The following is a 15,776-nucleotide window of genomic DNA, read 5'->3' on the forward strand; positions in this document are numbered from 1 at the left end:
GGTACAATGGCGCGGCTTGTCGCCAGATAAGCATGCGTTATGGTGACCCCATCGGTCCCCCCGCAACGATTACCCGTGAACCTGGTCAGATCCGGAAGGAAGCAGCCACAGCGGGAACATTGTGTGCCGGGGTGTGGCTGGTGGGGTTACCACCTATCTAAAAAACCGTTGTAAATCAACGCGTTATCAGTCAAAAAAACTCGAAGTGTGACAGCGTTTAGGTACACCAAAGTGGTGCACCATAAGCGGCATGCTAGCGCGTCTTTTTCAGCTATTCCACTCGATCATGCCTAGATTTTTACACGCATGCTCAGCCTTCTTGTGAAAGAGCTGCCATGCCTTCGCCAATCGTTTGTTGCGCATGGTGAGGTGGTCTAGGCTGCCGCTGACGTGCCTGCTCGCCTTCACAGAACACGATCCTCAACCCATTTGGCCAGTCCTTCGATGGCAGCAGCAATTGCGATCTGGTTGGCATGAGTGCACACAGATCGCTGGGCAACACGTTGTCTTTCATGAGGGTGCTTCCAAATGAAATGTGTCGTTGGATCATGCATCAGGTGCCGAGCCCACAGGAGTACTGCGGTAAACCAGTTAATGCGGTATGTGCGGATATCTGGTGGTGTGGTGCTGGGGCGTGTATCCAAGCACGTCAAGAAAGTGTCGGGCGGGAGACTACGCTTTCAGTTCTTGAAAGTATTTCCGTCCAGCTCGCGTGAGATCAATAAAATCCTCTCCCAAAGTACCTCTAACGCTCTCAACAAGTTTGTAACTACGAAGATCGTCAAGGGCGATGTGGGCTGAAATTCTAGTCAAGCAGCCATCAGAGATTAAATCATCAATGTCAGAATACTCTCCCTGCTCAAATGCACATCCAATTATGTGGAATGCATGTAGCTGGTCGTCATTGAGCACCAGGGGATGTGATTCCTTCAGCTTGGAGAAATGACTTCGCAGAGTTAAAGCACAGAGAGCCAACAAAGCGATGAGCAAGATGTTCAAGATGCCAAGAGATGTAACTAGCCAGAATGGAAGCGTTATCTCGCGAGAAAACCAAGCTGCCACATCTAACATCCAGCACCACGAAGCAGTGATGGCCGGGGAGAAAAGCGACAGGTTGAAGTAGCTCTCTACCACCTTAGTCAATGGCACTGCGGCTACTGTGGCAGCGATCCATCCTACTACCTTCATCACGATAGATTTTTGCTTCGGGCTTGCCTGCTGCATCTCTTCACCTGTAACTCCCTGATTGCAGGATGTTACCAGACTTCCAAGCCCGTCACGGCACGGTGCCCAGTTCACCTCCTGTCACGCGGCAGCTTGAGTAAATCCGGCTCGCACGAAGCTGTTCATCCATACAGTTCTTTGATTTGCCGTGGTGCCTCCATGAATGTCGATCTATGAAGCTACAAGGGGCCCTGAGCGATCCGTACCGAAGGGATAGCGAACAAGCCAACCGCAGAATGGTGTATGCCTACGGGGACCACACGCCAAGGCGGTAGGTTGGGCGTCCGCTCCCTCAGCTACAATCCACAAAGAGGAATTGAGGAACATTGGAGTGAGACTGTGGCAAATTTAGGGAAGCTTTGGGCAGGAAAGGCATTCGGAACGAATATCGGAAATCTGTCTATCACGTTTGAAAAAGACGGTGAAGAGCTAGAGGGTATTGTTCGGTTTCATGACGACGAATACGGACTCGTCACCTATAAAATACATGGCACATATAATAAAGATGAAGTGTTGTTGACTGGCGCTGCCACAAAAAAAACAGAGGGCGTTGAATATGGTGAGCTAACTGTTAAAGCGGCACTCACACCCGAAGGCAGTTTGAAAGGTGAGTGGTCTACTTCAATAGGCTCAGGAGGGCCGTTCACTGCTCATCCGCATGGTGCGGGAGCTGTCAACACCGGAAAGACAGACCTCGATATTGAACAGTTCTACACGCAGGCTTACACTCTTGGGGCGTTGAGGCTTGCAAAAGACGATGTAATATCTCTCATGGAAGCAGTGAGGAAAGACTTTAATGCGGAAGCAAAACTGATTGTAACTTATCGAAGCGGCGGGGCTGAAGTGACGCAGCACGGCAAAGACTTTATTGCACAGATGGGTGGGCATAAGAGTCTGACATATCTGAAAGTGTTCATGCAAGAGCCTGATGAGTTCGGTGTCAATAAGTTTGCGTATGCAGAATTGGCAGAGCATGGTTTCAATAGAGTGGTTGTGCAGGGAGTGCGTGAAATTTGGGTTGAGGGCAAGGCTCAAACATTACGCAGTGAATTGGCGAAGAATGAAAAGAGCATAATTACCAACTTCAAGCGATTCGGACTCAATCTAAATCAACTTGCACTGTTCATCATGATCGTTGTCATGGTTGACTTCCAATCTTTCTGGAGAAGAGTTGGTATTGGCGTGTTCGTCTTGATGTTGATCAAATTTGTGGGGTGGCTGCATGTGACATTCATCCCTAACGCATCCATTCGCCTAACCGACGTCAAAGATACTTGGATTACCCGCTGGGGTGCTTCCATCTTCTCTTGGGTGTCGGCGCTCACCACTACTGTCATTGGTGGGTATATAATATATGCCTTGACGAAGCCGTGATGATAACTGAGGTGCGTATGATCAGTGAATCAACTTGCGGTAAATGTGGCTCAATCTACAAGCTCACAGGAATAAAATTCCCTGTACGGGATCAAGGCTCTGTAGATTGCAGCGTCTGTGGTGAAGAGTTGAAACGCTGGAACGGGTCGGCAGACTGGCGTGCAGAACTCATAGAGAAACATGAGAAACACTTGCAGAAGGATTGAGCTGCACGAGTGCCTCTACCAGTATCAGCATGGAGCGTCATATGAAAGAAACAATCTACAACTTTTTCCTGTTTGCGGACGCACAAGAGCGGGTTAGCTTCCTTGGCCATGTACTCTATGAGGTGGATGGTACAGACGAAGAGAAGATTGCCTTCTTGAAAGTTGCGGCAGAACAAGACTTCGAAAAAGCTATATTCACGAAAGCTCCAGCGGGTTTGACAATTGGTGCATATACAGCACGTTGTCGTTTGGGTGCAGCACTTGAACTATTCAGCTATGCGCTTGAGCAGCACGGTACACGAGCGCCACTCTCTGGGATTACTATCATCATAGATGGCAAGCCCGCGATAAACTATATCTCGGATCAATCTCCGCTAGATATGGGTGATGTGAATCAAACCATGGGGGAGAAAAGTGTCATGGATGATTGGTTGGCGAAGTACATGCGAGGCAATGAGTTTCTCTTTGCAGAACTCATCAACGATGATTTTCTTTTGGCTTACAAGCTTCTCTGCAACAACAAGCACTATGCCTCTGCAATAAAGCTTTTCATGTCCTGTATCGACAGTATTGCACACGTCGAGTATGGATATGAGAAAACAAGGTCAGAACGAGCAGTGTTCAGTCGGTGGCTTGATGCATATGTTGATTTAGCACCGATAGGCGTCACCGCTGATGAACTTTGGGAATTGAGAAACGGACTATTGCACATGTCAAATCTCGATTCACAAAAGGTGGTAAAGAAAAATGCCCGAAGGATATCAATCTCGATTGGAGATGTCCCAAAAGAATCACAGGGTGTAGGTGATACTCATTATTTCAATCTCCATTCGTTCTATCTTGCTGTGTGCGAGGGGATAGGGAAGTGGCTTCAAACGTATGCTGATAACTACGAAAAATTTCTGATATTCATAGAGCGGTGGGATAGAACAATATCGGATTCAAGGATGGCGCTATACACCTCTGGCAATTGATGCGGGAACAACTTGGAACAGGTCAGGATCAGCAGCACGTTTGTTCTCTAGTCCGTGTCTGATGCATTCGACGCGTTTCTCCTGGTCCGGTCGTGCCATGTTTGCCATCAGGTCTAGGTCTTTGATAGCGCCTATTGCCTCAGCTTCATAATTCCAGCGGCGATGGCGGATGAATTCGTATCGAGGGTTTCAAACACTGCGATGGCGTTTTCATAGGTCCCATTTGAGCCATTGGCTTTGACCCACAAGGCCAGTTCTTCGAGTCCAACGGCCAATGCGTACTGGTTGTGCAACAACAGGGTCAGCACGTCCGCTGTGGCGATGTTGGTTTCTGGGTTATCTGACATGGCAATCGTCCCTGAGTGATGGTTCGGGAATCCTAGCCCATTTCGCCGCTGGCTGGGGCTGGGAGGTAATTGCACAGGCCGGCCACATTGTTTGCATTCGACTTGACCAGTCCTTTGGATCGGATTCGACCAGCACACTTCTTGACTATGATCGGCAGAAGACGACCCAGGTGACCCATAGTGGTGGACCTTGCAGTGCTCGAATGGTGGTAGTATGTTTCGAGAAATCAAAGAGTAGATTGAGGTCTAACGACGCGATTGGCTAATATTGGAGTATTACCTCATTAGATACGATTATGCAGAATTTCTCGCAGTAACTTCATCTCCGTCCTCTATTATCATTTCGGTAGTATCTGCACCCGCGAATGTCGCGAGCTCCAGAATCGCCCCGGTCAGTTCTGCGCGCTTTAAATTCGCGTTGGAAAAGTCGGCATAGCTCAAGTTGGCATGAGAAAGGATTGTGGACTCTAAGATGGCGAAAGAAAGATTGGCGTGGCTCAAGTTGGCGTTATGTAGGACTGCATGTGATAAGTCCGCTCCGAAAAGATTGGCATGGCTCAAGTTGGCATTAGCAAGGAATGCATATTTTAAGTTTGCTCCGGAAAGATCGGCGTGGCTTAAGTTGGCGTAGTCAAGGCATGAGATTTCTATATTTGCTCCTGAAAGATCGGCATAACTCAAGTTGGCATTGTGGAGGTTTGTGCCGTTTAGTTCCGACATAGCCAATCGGCAACCCTCTAGGTTGGCTTCAGAAAAATCCTGAGAACTCAAATTCGCTCCCGATGCATCTACGAAGGCCAGATCCTGCTTGGGGTCCAGACCGACCGCAAGCATCAACTCTGATAACCCTTCTACCTTCGTTTCGTCCAAATACTTAAAAGCTGCAAGAAATTCTTTTTCATCTATTTTTTTTGACATCACGCACCTCATAGCATTTGCTGCTTAAACATGGATTTATTTTGTCATTAAATAAGGCGCAAATTAGCATATGTCTAACAATTTTGTTATTCCTGTTCGCTTCGCTTGGCATAACCCCACTCTCTCCCTTAAATACAAAATCTCGTGGGGATGCTGTTATTCGAGCGTGAACGTGACATGGCAGTCCGTTTTTTGTCTGCAAAACACCGAGGAACTCTTTTTTTAGAGCACCAAGTAGCTCACCTTGTCCTGCTTTGTCTTCAAAACTCCAAAAAGGATTAGATGAATTTCCGCCTGGAAGAAATTGCCAGTCCTCTGCGACGAATAGGTCCTCGGTCGACTGACAGTTTTCTGTTGTGTTACCGTCGCTGGCTGTTTCTGCGATAGATGCCTTGGGGCCGCTTTTGCCGATGCTGGCAGTCATATTACGCTTGTCGCTCAATGTAAGAGTTCTTTTATTGCCAGTATTCGCCTTCCGAGTTTTTTGGATGTTTTTTTTCATAAGCGAATTCAATGCTCTTTGATTAAGTGGCATTTCGCCGTTATGAATTACTAGCTCGAGTCGGCACTTGCGTAGCGTGATATTTACTTTGCCAAAAGGAGTTGTTTTTGGTTCTCCGGCTACATTAACTGTTAGATAGATTTTGTGGCTTGAAGAACTTTCTAGATCAAAGTTAACGCAAAAAGGCCCACGCTCTTTGTTTTCCTTACAAGGACATTGAACCAAAGACATATCAGACTCCTTTGCTATCCAGCGCTCGGGCCTCAATGGTTCAGAGTCGAGTAGTCGCAAAGGTGTTTATGTACATTTTTCCAGCTACCCAAGGCACTTGGGTTGTCAGAAATAATGTTGCGATTTAACTAAACCTGACCACGCATAAGATTCATACTGACTCAAAATTGACCATGATACAGAACTGCCATTCTTAGATCATAGCAGGTTATATAAATGATCCGAGTGGATGGGACAGACGGTCAACTGTGCGGAGACGATTAAGGCTGAGGCGCTGAAGTGCAAGTTCTGCGGGGGAGATGCTGGATAATCAGGGTGGTGGAAAGCAACAGCGTAAAGAGGCGGCGAAGTCGGGCAGTAAGGCGGGGAAGGTCATTCTGTGGATGATCCTCACTCCCGTATTGGGTCTACTGGGGATGATGGCCCTAGTGTGCTGTTTTCGAAATAGCTTACCCATTCATCTGCGCTTCCATCACATCGCGTGCTCGCCGGATCTTGTTCAAAATCTCCTCTCCCGTTGCGTTCCAAACGTACCGGGTCGGTTGCGCGTTACGTAATGCCAGGAAGGTGGTAATCGAACTTTCCAACTCGCGTACAGAGCCGAAACTACCGTCGCGCAAGAACACGGTAATGTCCCTGAAAAACCGCTCGACCATGTTCATCCAGGAGCTTGAGGTCGGCGTGAAGTGCACATGGAAACGCGGATGTTTCGCCAGCCAAGCCTTCACTTTTGCATGCTTGTGCGTCGCGTAGTTATCCACGATCAGATGCAGCTGGAGGTGTTTGGGAGTTTCCTTGTTGATTTTTTTGAGGAACGCCAACCACTCCTGATGGCGGTGCTGGCGCTCGATGCTACTGATCAGTTTGCCCTGGAGATAATCCAGCGCCGCGAACAGCGTGACCGTGCCGTGGCGAGTGTAATCATGGGATTTTGTTTGGATATGACCGATCCCCAAAGGCAGCCCGGGCTGGGTGCGCTCCAAGGCTTGAACCTGACTTTTTTCGTCGCAGCAGAGCACCAACGCCTTGTCTGGCGGGGCTAGATACAGCCCGATGACATCCCAGAATTTTTCCTCGAACTGCGGGTCGTTCGACACCTTGAAGGTACGTGTCAGATGAGGCTTCAAGTCATTGGCGCCCATAGCTTGTGGACGGTGGTCGCCGAGATGCCAGCGGCACGGGCCATGCTTCGGCAGCTCCAGCGGGGCTCGCCAATACGGGGCTTGGTGACCTGTTCGAGTACGCGACGGACCGTGTCGGTAGGAAGGGAGGATTTGCGTCCGCGGCCGGGCTTGTCGAGCAGGCCTTCTAGACGCAGCGTCTGAAAACGTTGGCACCAACAGGTGATCGTGGGGAGTGAGAAACCGGTCAAACGAGCGATTTCCACCCTTGAACAACCTTGGGCTGCCAGCAGGATCACTCGGGCGCGACGGCCGTCGCGCTGACTGATGGTGGCTGAGCGTACACGGCGGTTCAGTTCGGCCTGCTCTTCTGGGCTGAGAACAATCTCTTGGGCGTTCACTTGCGTTCCCCCGAGCGCTGGATGATAGGGAGAGTGTAGCCAAGACCGCAGAAAAATTATTTCGAAAACAGCACACTAGAGAATTACCATCAGGTCCAAGGCATCACGAATCATCCCAAAGCCATTAGCAGTTTGCGATGTGCGGCGATCTCTGGCGGCGTTTATTTCTATGTAGGTGGCGGGCTTACTCACTGGCATGAGATAAGGGCAAATGGTGGCGTCTATCTATCTGACTTGGCCGAAAGCTTGTCAGAGGCGGTGCACGTTGCAGATCTCATCACAATTCTCGCTCCAGAAAAGTCTGGATATCCGGCCGTTGTCTTTGATCCGCGTTACTCTGCGCCATGGAAAGGTCAACTGGCAATCATCTGACTCAAGGCGAAACCTATGAAATCCGTTTTTCCTGTTGAATGCCAAGCTTCGCGACCCCTCCGCGGAAGATATCCAGGTTGTGCGGTTGCATCGCGAAACACTGATCCAGGGCAAATAAATGAGCGTTTAGGGAATTCGCATAGCGCCTGCGTTTGACTATGTTATTGCGTGCTCATCCTTTATCCAAATCGAACTGGCCCTGCGCTCAACGTTTGTCATTTTCTATGGTGATAATTTTCCTACCCAGTTCCGCTTGCCAATTCGGCCACCGGAGTTGAAGAGTGGCATACTCCAATGCCTGGCATCGAGAGGTTGCGGGAGTGGAAGAAATTGACGACTTGACCCGAGAAAAACTTCGGGGTTCGAGCTTGGCGTCAACGGCGAGGTCAGCTATGTGTGACTCAAGCGAGGCAAAGGTTGCGCAGTGGATGGTGGCTGAAACGCTGGCGGAGCATTTGGCACCCTTGCTTGAGCGTTATGATGTCAAATGGCGTGGGCATGGATTCATCTATGTCAATCATGAGTACTACAACATCCTCGCCGCCCATAGAATCCTTGCGGATATGAGTGTCGACCTCGGCGTGTCCATTCCACTGATCCGCTCTAGGTTGATCGATTTGGGTTGGCTCAAAGATGTCCGCAGTGCTTTGCCCGTTCGGGATGATATCGTGCGGGGCATTGACAAGCGGACGTCCTGGGCGGCGGATGCATCAGAGGAGGATACCCCCGAAATGAACGAAGAGTATGGCCAGGATTGACCTTGTGATGTCTCCTGCCCTGGCTGCGAGGTTGTATGCACCCGGAACATTTTGATTTATCCAGCCCAGTGTTCTTGCCCATCACGGAGGAAGCCTGCACAGGCTTGTTGGAGGCTGATGGCGCAAAAGCGCTCGACGTCCTGACAGATCCAGAGCTGGCGGCGGTGCTGGTCATCCAGAACCTGGCGCAAGCGGCAGAAAAAGACCTGACCGCCGATGCGGCAGAGAAGGTGCTGGTCAAGCTTATTGCGTGGGCCGTCGATGCCCGGCATTCAGCGACTGTCGGGTTGTTGTCAGAGGCACAACGGCTGTTCGACCCACGCAAACTGTACTTCGGCCTCAATGTCATCAAAAGCTTGAACCTGCGCTTTTTGGTGGCCGATGAAGTGGCGGCGCGGGATTACCTGTTGCCCAGTGGTAAATGGGATGTCGAGTACAAGGTCCGCCACCATGCGGGCAATAACCCGTTCAGCCAGCAGATGGTGACGCCCAGGCACCGCGAGCGTTGGTTGAGCCCTGCACAAGACAAGCTGGTCAGAACCTTTCGCGCCAATCTGGATGAAGACCTGCATGTTCAAGGGTACGCGGGTATCGGCAAGAGCTACCTGTTGGCTGCCTTGATGGAGCACCTGCGACCTGAAAGGACGTTGCTGCTGGCGCGCACGCCTGAAAAACTGGAAGCCCTTCGCGGGCGCATGCTGGGGGCGAGCGACAAGAAAGCAGGCCAGACCTTCCAGGCCTTTGCACGGTTCCTGTTACACGGCCCCAGGCCTCTACCTGCGCGCACGCAGGCGAAAGGCCCGAGCAAGCGGGTACTGTCGCAAGAGCTGAATATCCTCGGTTTTCTTCACCACGATGCGCAGGCGACCCTGGATATCTGCCTCAAGGTGCTTGAGCTCTATTGCCGCTCCAGGGATCACAGCCTGTCGGCGAAACATCTGCCTCATTTCAAACAAGCCTTGTCCAGCCTGGATGCCAGGGTGCTTCTGGAGTATTCGAGCCGGCTATGGGGCTACCTTGAGGCGAATCCGGCATGGGGCGGCCAGACCGGGTTTGAAGTGTTGTGGATGATAAAGCGGGCAAGCCTGGCAGGCTGTGCGGTGCCGGCCCGTTATACGCATGTGCTCATCGATGAGAGCCAGGACATTCCCGCGTCGCTGCTGCAGATTATCGAGCGGGGCCGCCAAGTGCTGGTCACCCTGGGGGATGAGTATCAGCACGCCAGTGGTGCGATGGTTAACAGAAAGCGTGAGGTCCGGCAAAGTGACATCTGCTACTCCGTGCGCTCAGGCCGCAATGTCGAGCGTCTGGTCAATCCATTGATCAGCCGGCATTCGCAAAAGAGCAAGGTTCCCTTCGAGGGCGCTCGTGATGCGGACGTCGGTATTGAGCATTATCCGCAAGGCTTTGTGCCGCCCGAGGGTTGCGTGGTGCTGACTGCGTCCCGCTGGGACACGATGAAGTGGGCCATCCAGTTGCACGATGCCAACTGCGCGTTCAGTTTCCCGGACAAAATGGCACAGCTGGATCTCATGCATTTCATGACCACCGCCATCGCGCTGTTCAAGCCGGACTACTACAGTGCCGGGCACAGCGATAAGGGGCCGCATCCATACTTCAGCGACCTGCCAGACTGGCAGCAAGTGCGTGACGCCAACCAGTTCGATGAGTCGTTTCTCATGGTTGAGGCCGAGCTTGAAAAAGGCTTCAAGGTTGCCGATTTGACCCGGTTGAACAGGATGATCGGCGCCCCCGACAAGAGCTGCATGCTGATGATGGCAGAAGAGGCGGGGGGGATGGAGTTCGACCGCGTCCTGCTCACGCCCGAACTGCTCACCAACGTGAAGTTCAAGGATGCCTATGAGTTCGATCAACGCATCTGTGCTGTGTACATCGCGATTTCTCGCGCCAGGCAGCAGCTTTACGTTCCTTACGATGTGGTCGAGTGGATCGAGTACCACAACTACCAGAAATTTCGTGATGAGTTGCACGGTTACTAATTGATTTCACCCATCAGGGTTTGAAACCACAGCAGATGCAATTTCGCGGCCGCTCCGCTACGATTAGCGGTCTTTGGTTTATCTATCCGACGGTTTTCGATGAGTTATCAGGTTCTTGCACGTAAATGGCGTCCGCGCTCGTTCCGCGAAATGGTCGGCCAGACCCATGTGCTCAAGGCCTTGATCAACGCGCTGGACAACCAGCGCCTGCACCACGCCTACCTGTTCACCGGTACCCGCGGCGTGGGCAAGACCACGATCGCGCGGATTATCGCCAAGTGCGTGAACTGCGAAACCGGTATTACGTCCACGCCTTGTGGTACCTGCTCGGTGTGCCGGGAAATTGATGAAGGCCGTTTTGTCGACCTGATCGAGATCGACGCCGCGAGCCGGACCAAGGTCGAAGATACTCGCGAACTGCTCGATAACGTGCAGTACGCCCCGAGCCGTGGGCGCTTCAAGGTCTACCTGATCGACGAAGTACACATGCTCTCCACTCACTCGTTCAACGCCTTGCTCAAGACGCTGGAAGAGCCGCCGCCTTACGTCAAGTTCATCCTCGCCACCACAGACCCGCAAAAGCTTCCAGCGACCATCCTGTCGCGTTGCCTGCAGTTTTCCCTGAAAAACATGACCCCCGAACGCGTCGTCGAGCACTTGAGCCATGTACTCGGGGCCGAGAACGTGCCGTTCGAAGATGACGCCCTCTGGCTGTTAGGTCGTGCTGCCGATGGCTCTATGCGTGACGCCATGAGCCTGACCGACCAGGCCATTGCCTTTGGTGAAGGCAAGGTACTGGCCGCAGATGTGCGAGCCATGCTCGGCAGCCTTGATCATGGCCAGGTGTATGGCGTGCTACAGGCGTTGTTGGACGGTGATGCCCGGGCATTGCTTGAGGCGGTCCGCCAGTTGGCCGAGCAAGGGCCTGACTGGAACGGTGTGCTGGCAGAAATGCTCAATGTGCTGCACCGCGTCGCCATTGCCCAGGCGTTGCCTGAAGCGGTCGATAACGGTCAGGGGGATCGTGATCGGGTGCTGGCCCTGGCTCAATCGCTACCGGCCGAAGATGTACAGTTTTATTACCAGATGGGCCTGATTGGCCGACGCGACTTGCCCTTGGCGCCCGAGCTGCGCGGCGGTTTTGAAATGGTTCTGCTGCGGATGCTGGCCTTCCGCCCCGCCGACAGCGCCGATGCGCCAAGGCAAGTGTTAAAGACAACGGGGATCAACCAGGCCACAGTTGATTCCACAAGCCCAGTGGCAGCGGCGGCTCCGGTTGCTGCGCCCATACCGGCACCTACTCCGGCGGTCGAACCTGCGCCTGTCGTTGCCCCGGTGGTTGCTAAGCCGGTGACACCTGAGGTGGATCTACCCTGGAATGAGCCGGCTGCCGCCGAACCTGTTGCCCAGCCGCAGCCAGAGCCTGTACTGGAAGTCGTTGCCGAGCAACCGGAGCTGCCGCCTTTGCCGATGCCAACGCCGGCCAGCCCCGTGCCGGAAGCACCGCAGCAGCCGGTCAACGTAGCGCCCGTCGAAGAGGTCAGCTACAGCCCGGCCGGCATGGAGCGCGACGACGAACCGCCACCGGACGACGATTACTACGACGTCGATATCGATTCGGCGAACTATGGTTACCTGGACGAGTTGGCCAGCGAGACCGTTGCCCAGCCTGTGCTTGAGCAGGCGCCGGAACCGGCTGCCCAGCCGGCGACGGGATTGGCGCTGGAGTGGCTTGGGCTGTTCCCCAAACTGCCTATCTCGGGCATGACCGGCAGCATCGCCGCCAACTGCACCTTGATCAGCGTCGAGGGTGATCACTGGCTGCTGCATCTGGACCCTGCACACAGCGCACTGTTCAACACCACCCAGCAACGTCGATTGAACGAGGCGCTCAACCAGTACCATGGCCGTGCGCTGACCCTGAGCATTGAGCTGATAAAGCCTGAACAGGAAACCCCGGCCCAGGCTGCATCACGCAAGCGTGCCGATCGCCAGCGCGAAGCCGAAGAATCGATTCACGCCGATCCGTTCATCCAGCAGATGATGAAGCAGTTCGGCGCCGTCATTCGTAACGATAGTATTGAACCTGTCGACGCTTTGGTCAGCCAAAGCGAATAACCTGATAACCGCGTCCATGGGTGCTGTCAGCACATCATGGAAAACTGGCAAATTGATAGAAAGGTGATTCCCATGATGAAAGGTGGCATGGCCGGCCTGATGAAGCAGGCTCAGCAAATGCAGGAAAAAATGGCCAAGATGCAGGAAGAGCTGGCCAATGCCGAAGTGACCGGCCAATCGGGCGCAGGCCTGGTCAGCGTGGTCATGACCGGCCGTCATGACGTCAAGCGCATCAGCCTGGATGACAGCCTGATGCAGGAAGACAAAGAAGTGCTCGAAGACCTGATCGCTGCAGCCGTCAATGACGCAGTACGCAAGGTCGAAGCCAACAGCCAGGAAAAAATGGGCGGCATGACCGCAGGCATGCAACTGCCACCGGGCTTCAAGATGCCGTTCTGACGGCACCCCGCGCGTTACCCGAATGCCAGGCCTATGCCTGGCATTTTTTTATTGGGTGCGCAACGGGCTTTGCAATGAACGGCGCTGACGGTTGAGGGTCAGGAGAGTAGAGTTTGTTTTCCAACTGTGTTCAAGGAGTGCCTCGATGGCCCAGGAACTGACCCTCAACCAACGCATTGTGTTGGCCTCGCGCCCCCAGGGTGCGCCCGCCCCGGAGAACTTCCGCCTGGAGCGTGAAGCCTTGCCGGACCTGGAGGATGGGCAGGTATTGCTGCGTACCATGTACCTGTCGCTGGACCCGTACATGCGCGGCCGCATGAGCGATGCGCCGTCCTACGCCGCACCGGTCCAGATCGATGAGGTCATGACCGGTGGTGCGGTCAGCGTTGTCCAGGCGACCCGTCATCCCAAATTTGCCGTAGGCGACATGGTGGTCGGTGCCACCGGCTGGCAGACCCACAGCATCAGCAATGGCAGCGGGCTGATGCCGTTGCCGCCCGGCTTGCCAAGCCCCTCCATGGCCTTGGGTGTGCTCGGCATGCCCGGCATGACCGCCTATATGGGGCTGACCGACATCGGCCAGCCAAAGGCGGGTGAAACCCTGGTGGTGGCGGCGGCCTCTGGCGCTGTAGGCTCCGTGGTCGGGCAAGTGGCGCGGCTGATGGGGTTGCGCGTGGTAGGGATTGCCGGTGGGAGCGAAAAGTGCCGGTATGTAGAAGATGAGTTGGGTTTTGATGCCTGCATCGATCACACCAGCCCGACCTTGGCTGAAGACCTGGCCAGTGCCTGTGACAAGGGTATCGATATTTACTTCGAGAACGTGGGCGGCAAGGTCTTCGATGCCGTGCTGCCGTTGCTTAATCCCAAGGCGCGGATTCCTGTCTGTGGCTTGATCGCCCAGTACAATGCCACGCAATTGCCGGACGGCCCGGATCGTCTTTCGTTGCTGCAACGCACCATCCTGACCAAGCGCATGCGTATGCAGGGTTTTATCGTTTTCGACGACTATGGGGACCGACTGCATGAGTTCGTGGCCGCCATGGTGCCGTGGGTCCGCGACGGCAAGGTGAAGTTTCGCGAAGATCTGGTCGAAGGCCTGGAGCATGCGCCAGATGCGTTTATCGGGCTGCTGGAAGGGCGCAACTTCGGCAAATTGGTGGTCAAGGTGTCATGACTCAGGCCCGGTTAATTGACGGGGCTTTCTGGCGCCGGTATAAACCGCGTCTCGTTGTTATGTCAGGCCTTTTCTCATGAGCTTCAGCCCACTGATTCGCCAACTGATCGACGCCCTGCGCACATTGCCGGGTGTAGGGCAGAAAACTGCGCAGCGCATGGCCCTGCAACTGCTCGAACGCGATCGCAGCGGTGGGCTGCGCCTGGCCCAGGCGCTGAGCCAGGCGATGGAAGGCGTGGGCCACTGCCGCCAGTGTCGCACGCTGACCGAGCAAGAACTCTGCCCGCAATGCGCCGACACCCGCCGTGACGACACAGTGCTGTGTGTGGTGGAGGGGCCGATGGATGTCTATGCGGTCGAGCAGACTGGTTTTCGTGGGCGCTATTTTGTGCTCAAGGGGCATCTCTCGCCGCTTGATGGCCTGGGGCCGGAAGCGATTGGCATCCCGCAATTGCTGGCGCGAATCGAAGAAGGCAAGGGCAGTTTCGCTGAAGTGATCCTGGCGACCAACCCGACTGTGGAAGGCGAGGCGACCGCGCATTACATCGCCCAGTTGCTGGCCGAGAAGGGCTTGGTAGTGTCCCGCATCGCCCACGGGGTGCCGTTGGGCGGTGAGCTTGAGCTGGTGGACGGTGGCACCTTGGCCCACTCATTCGCAGGCCGCAAACCGATCTCCCTGTGACCTGACCTTGGTCGGGGCACCGAACCGTCGCGATGGCATCACTGCTGTCTGCGATGAACCGCGGTGATGCCATCGCGAGTAAACTCTGCTCCTACATTCCTGCGCACACATGCGCCACAGGCCGCAAACCGATCCCTGTAGGAGCAGACCTTGGTCGCGATGGCATCACCGCGGTCTGCGATGAACCGCGGTGATGCCATCGCGAGCAAGCTCTGCTCCTACAGCAGGCAGACGCTAGCCTTCCAGTGAGCCGCCGGCCAGGGCGCACAGCTGGACAGGGTCGAGGATATGGATTTCCTTGCCTTGGGCCGCAATCAACTGGTTTTGCTGAAAGCGTGTGAAAACTCGCGACACAGTTTCAACGGCCAGGCCCAGGTAATTCCCGATTTCATTGCGCGACATGCTCAGCCGGAACTGGTTGGCCGAATAGCCACGTGCGCGGAATCGTGTGGACAGGTTAACCAGAAAAGTGGCAATGCGCTCGTCGGCGGTTTTTTTCGACAACAGCAGCATCATCTGCTGATCATCGCGAATTTCACGGCTCATCACGCGCATCAACTGACGGCGCAATTGTGGCAACTGCACGCAAAGCTCATCGAGCCGGTCGAACGGGATTTCGCACACCGAAGTGGTTTCCTGGGCCTGGGCCGACACCGGGTAACTTTCGGTGTCCATGCCCGACAGCCCGAGCAGTTCGCTGGGCAAGTGAAAGCCTACGATCTGCTCTTCGCCCGAATCGCTCAGGCTGAAGGTTTTCAGGGCGCCGGAGCGCACCGCGTAGACCGAGCTGAAAGCGTCACCCTGGCGGAACAAAAATTCACCCTTTTCCAAGGGGCGACCGCGTTTGACGATTTCGTCCAGTGCCTCCATGTCCTCCATTTCCAGTGAAAGCGGAAGGCACAGAGGCGCCAGGCTGCAATCCTTGCAGTGGGCCTGGTTGTGGGCACGTAGTTTTACGGGCTCGGACATTTCTTC

At 54.2% G+C, this 15,776-nt stretch carries 14 protein-coding genes, 1 other RNA gene and 1 pseudogene; 9 read left to right on the forward strand and 7 right to left on the reverse strand.

The window, feature by feature from the left end; genetic code table 11:
- Positions 1 to 49: 49 nt before the first annotated feature.
- Positions 50 to 146: signal recognition particle sRNA small type (ffs, locus tag AC3IX4_RS08405), an RNA gene on the forward strand.
- 164 nt (positions 147 to 310) lie between these two features.
- On the opposite strand, the gene AC3IX4_RS08410 is transcribed toward ffs, so the two are convergent.
- Positions 311 to 514: a hypothetical protein gene (locus tag AC3IX4_RS08410; RefSeq protein WP_489260100.1), complete on the reverse strand. Its 204-nt coding sequence runs from the start codon at positions 512 to 514 to the stop codon at positions 311 to 313.
- Positions 515 to 672: 158 nt separating this feature from the next.
- Positions 673 to 1,224 (reverse strand): hypothetical protein, encoded by a 552-nt coding sequence (locus tag AC3IX4_RS08415; RefSeq protein ID WP_489260101.1) that lies wholly within the window; start codon positions 1,222 to 1,224, stop codon positions 673 to 675.
- 339 nt (positions 1,225 to 1,563) lie between these two features.
- Here AC3IX4_RS08415 and AC3IX4_RS08420 point away from each other — a divergent pair, with 339 nt between their 5' ends.
- Both AC3IX4_RS08420 and AC3IX4_RS08425 read left to right on the forward strand, forming a co-directional pair.
- The gene (locus AC3IX4_RS08420) at positions 1,564 to 2,598 is read left to right on the forward strand and encodes a hypothetical protein (protein ID WP_489260102.1); all 1,035 of its coding nucleotides are present in this window, start codon (positions 1,564 to 1,566) and stop codon (positions 2,596 to 2,598) included.
- A 247-nt stretch (positions 2,599 to 2,845) separates the two neighbouring features.
- Positions 2,846 to 3,778, forward strand: coding sequence for a hypothetical protein (locus AC3IX4_RS08425; RefSeq protein WP_489260103.1), 933 nt, complete (start codon positions 2,846 to 2,848; stop codon positions 3,776 to 3,778).
- 131 nt (positions 3,779 to 3,909) lie between these two features.
- On the opposite strand, the gene AC3IX4_RS08430 is transcribed toward AC3IX4_RS08425, so the two are convergent.
- The 4 genes and pseudogenes from AC3IX4_RS08430 to AC3IX4_RS08445 form a co-directional block, all read right to left on the reverse strand.
- Positions 3,910 to 4,125 (reverse strand): hypothetical protein, encoded by a 216-nt coding sequence (locus AC3IX4_RS08430; protein WP_489260104.1) that lies wholly within the window; start codon positions 4,123 to 4,125, stop codon positions 3,910 to 3,912.
- 294 nt (positions 4,126 to 4,419) lie between these two features.
- Positions 4,420 to 5,043: a pentapeptide repeat-containing protein gene (locus tag AC3IX4_RS08435; RefSeq protein ID WP_489260105.1), complete on the reverse strand. Its 624-nt coding sequence runs from the start codon at positions 5,041 to 5,043 to the stop codon at positions 4,420 to 4,422.
- A complete protein-coding gene (locus AC3IX4_RS08440; protein WP_489260106.1) occupies positions 5,024 to 5,776 on the reverse strand; it encodes a hypothetical protein in 753 nt (250 codons plus the stop codon). Before AC3IX4_RS08440 ends, AC3IX4_RS08435 begins: the two co-directional genes overlap by 20 nt.
- Positions 5,777 to 6,225: 449 nt before the next feature.
- Positions 6,226 to 7,298, reverse strand: a pseudogene (locus AC3IX4_RS08445) (IS630 family transposase).
- 692 nt (positions 7,299 to 7,990) lie between these two features.
- On the opposite strand from AC3IX4_RS08445, the gene AC3IX4_RS08450 reads away from it, so the two are divergent.
- From AC3IX4_RS08450 to recR, 6 genes are all read left to right on the forward strand, one after another.
- The gene (locus AC3IX4_RS08450; RefSeq protein WP_489260107.1) at positions 7,991 to 8,428 is read left to right on the forward strand and encodes a hypothetical protein; all 438 of its coding nucleotides are present in this window, start codon (positions 7,991 to 7,993) and stop codon (positions 8,426 to 8,428) included.
- 35 nt (positions 8,429 to 8,463) lie between these two features.
- Positions 8,464 to 10,428 carry a hypothetical protein gene (locus AC3IX4_RS08455; RefSeq protein ID WP_489260108.1) on the forward strand — a complete coding sequence of 655 codons (1,965 nt, stop codon included), beginning with the start codon at positions 8,464 to 8,466 and terminating at the stop codon, positions 10,426 to 10,428.
- A gap of 99 nt (positions 10,429 to 10,527) precedes the next feature.
- Positions 10,528 to 12,546, forward strand: a complete 2,019-nt coding sequence (dnaX, locus tag AC3IX4_RS08460; protein ID WP_489260109.1) for a DNA polymerase III subunit gamma/tau — start codon at positions 10,528 to 10,530, stop codon at positions 12,544 to 12,546.
- 72 nt (positions 12,547 to 12,618) lie between these two features.
- A complete protein-coding gene (locus tag AC3IX4_RS08465) occupies positions 12,619 to 12,945 on the forward strand; it encodes a YbaB/EbfC family nucleoid-associated protein (protein WP_010226011.1) in 327 nt (108 codons plus the stop codon).
- A 145-nt stretch (positions 12,946 to 13,090) separates the two neighbouring features.
- A complete protein-coding gene (locus AC3IX4_RS08470; protein WP_489260110.1) occupies positions 13,091 to 14,119 on the forward strand; it encodes an NADP-dependent oxidoreductase in 1,029 nt (342 codons plus the stop codon).
- A 76-nt stretch (positions 14,120 to 14,195) separates the two neighbouring features.
- A complete protein-coding gene (gene recR, locus AC3IX4_RS08475) occupies positions 14,196 to 14,801 on the forward strand; it encodes a recombination mediator RecR (protein ID WP_489260111.1) in 606 nt (201 codons plus the stop codon).
- A gap of 234 nt (positions 14,802 to 15,035) precedes the next feature.
- Here recR and fnr read toward each other — a convergent pair whose 3' ends face one another.
- On the reverse strand, positions 15,036 to 15,770 hold the full coding sequence (gene fnr, locus AC3IX4_RS08480) for a fumarate/nitrate reduction transcriptional regulator Fnr (RefSeq protein WP_489260112.1): 735 nt from the start codon (positions 15,768 to 15,770) through the stop codon (positions 15,036 to 15,038).
- Positions 15,771 to 15,776 lie beyond the last annotated feature (6 nt).

The sequence above is a fragment of the Pseudomonas sp. KH_021 genome (assembly GCF_057838865.1).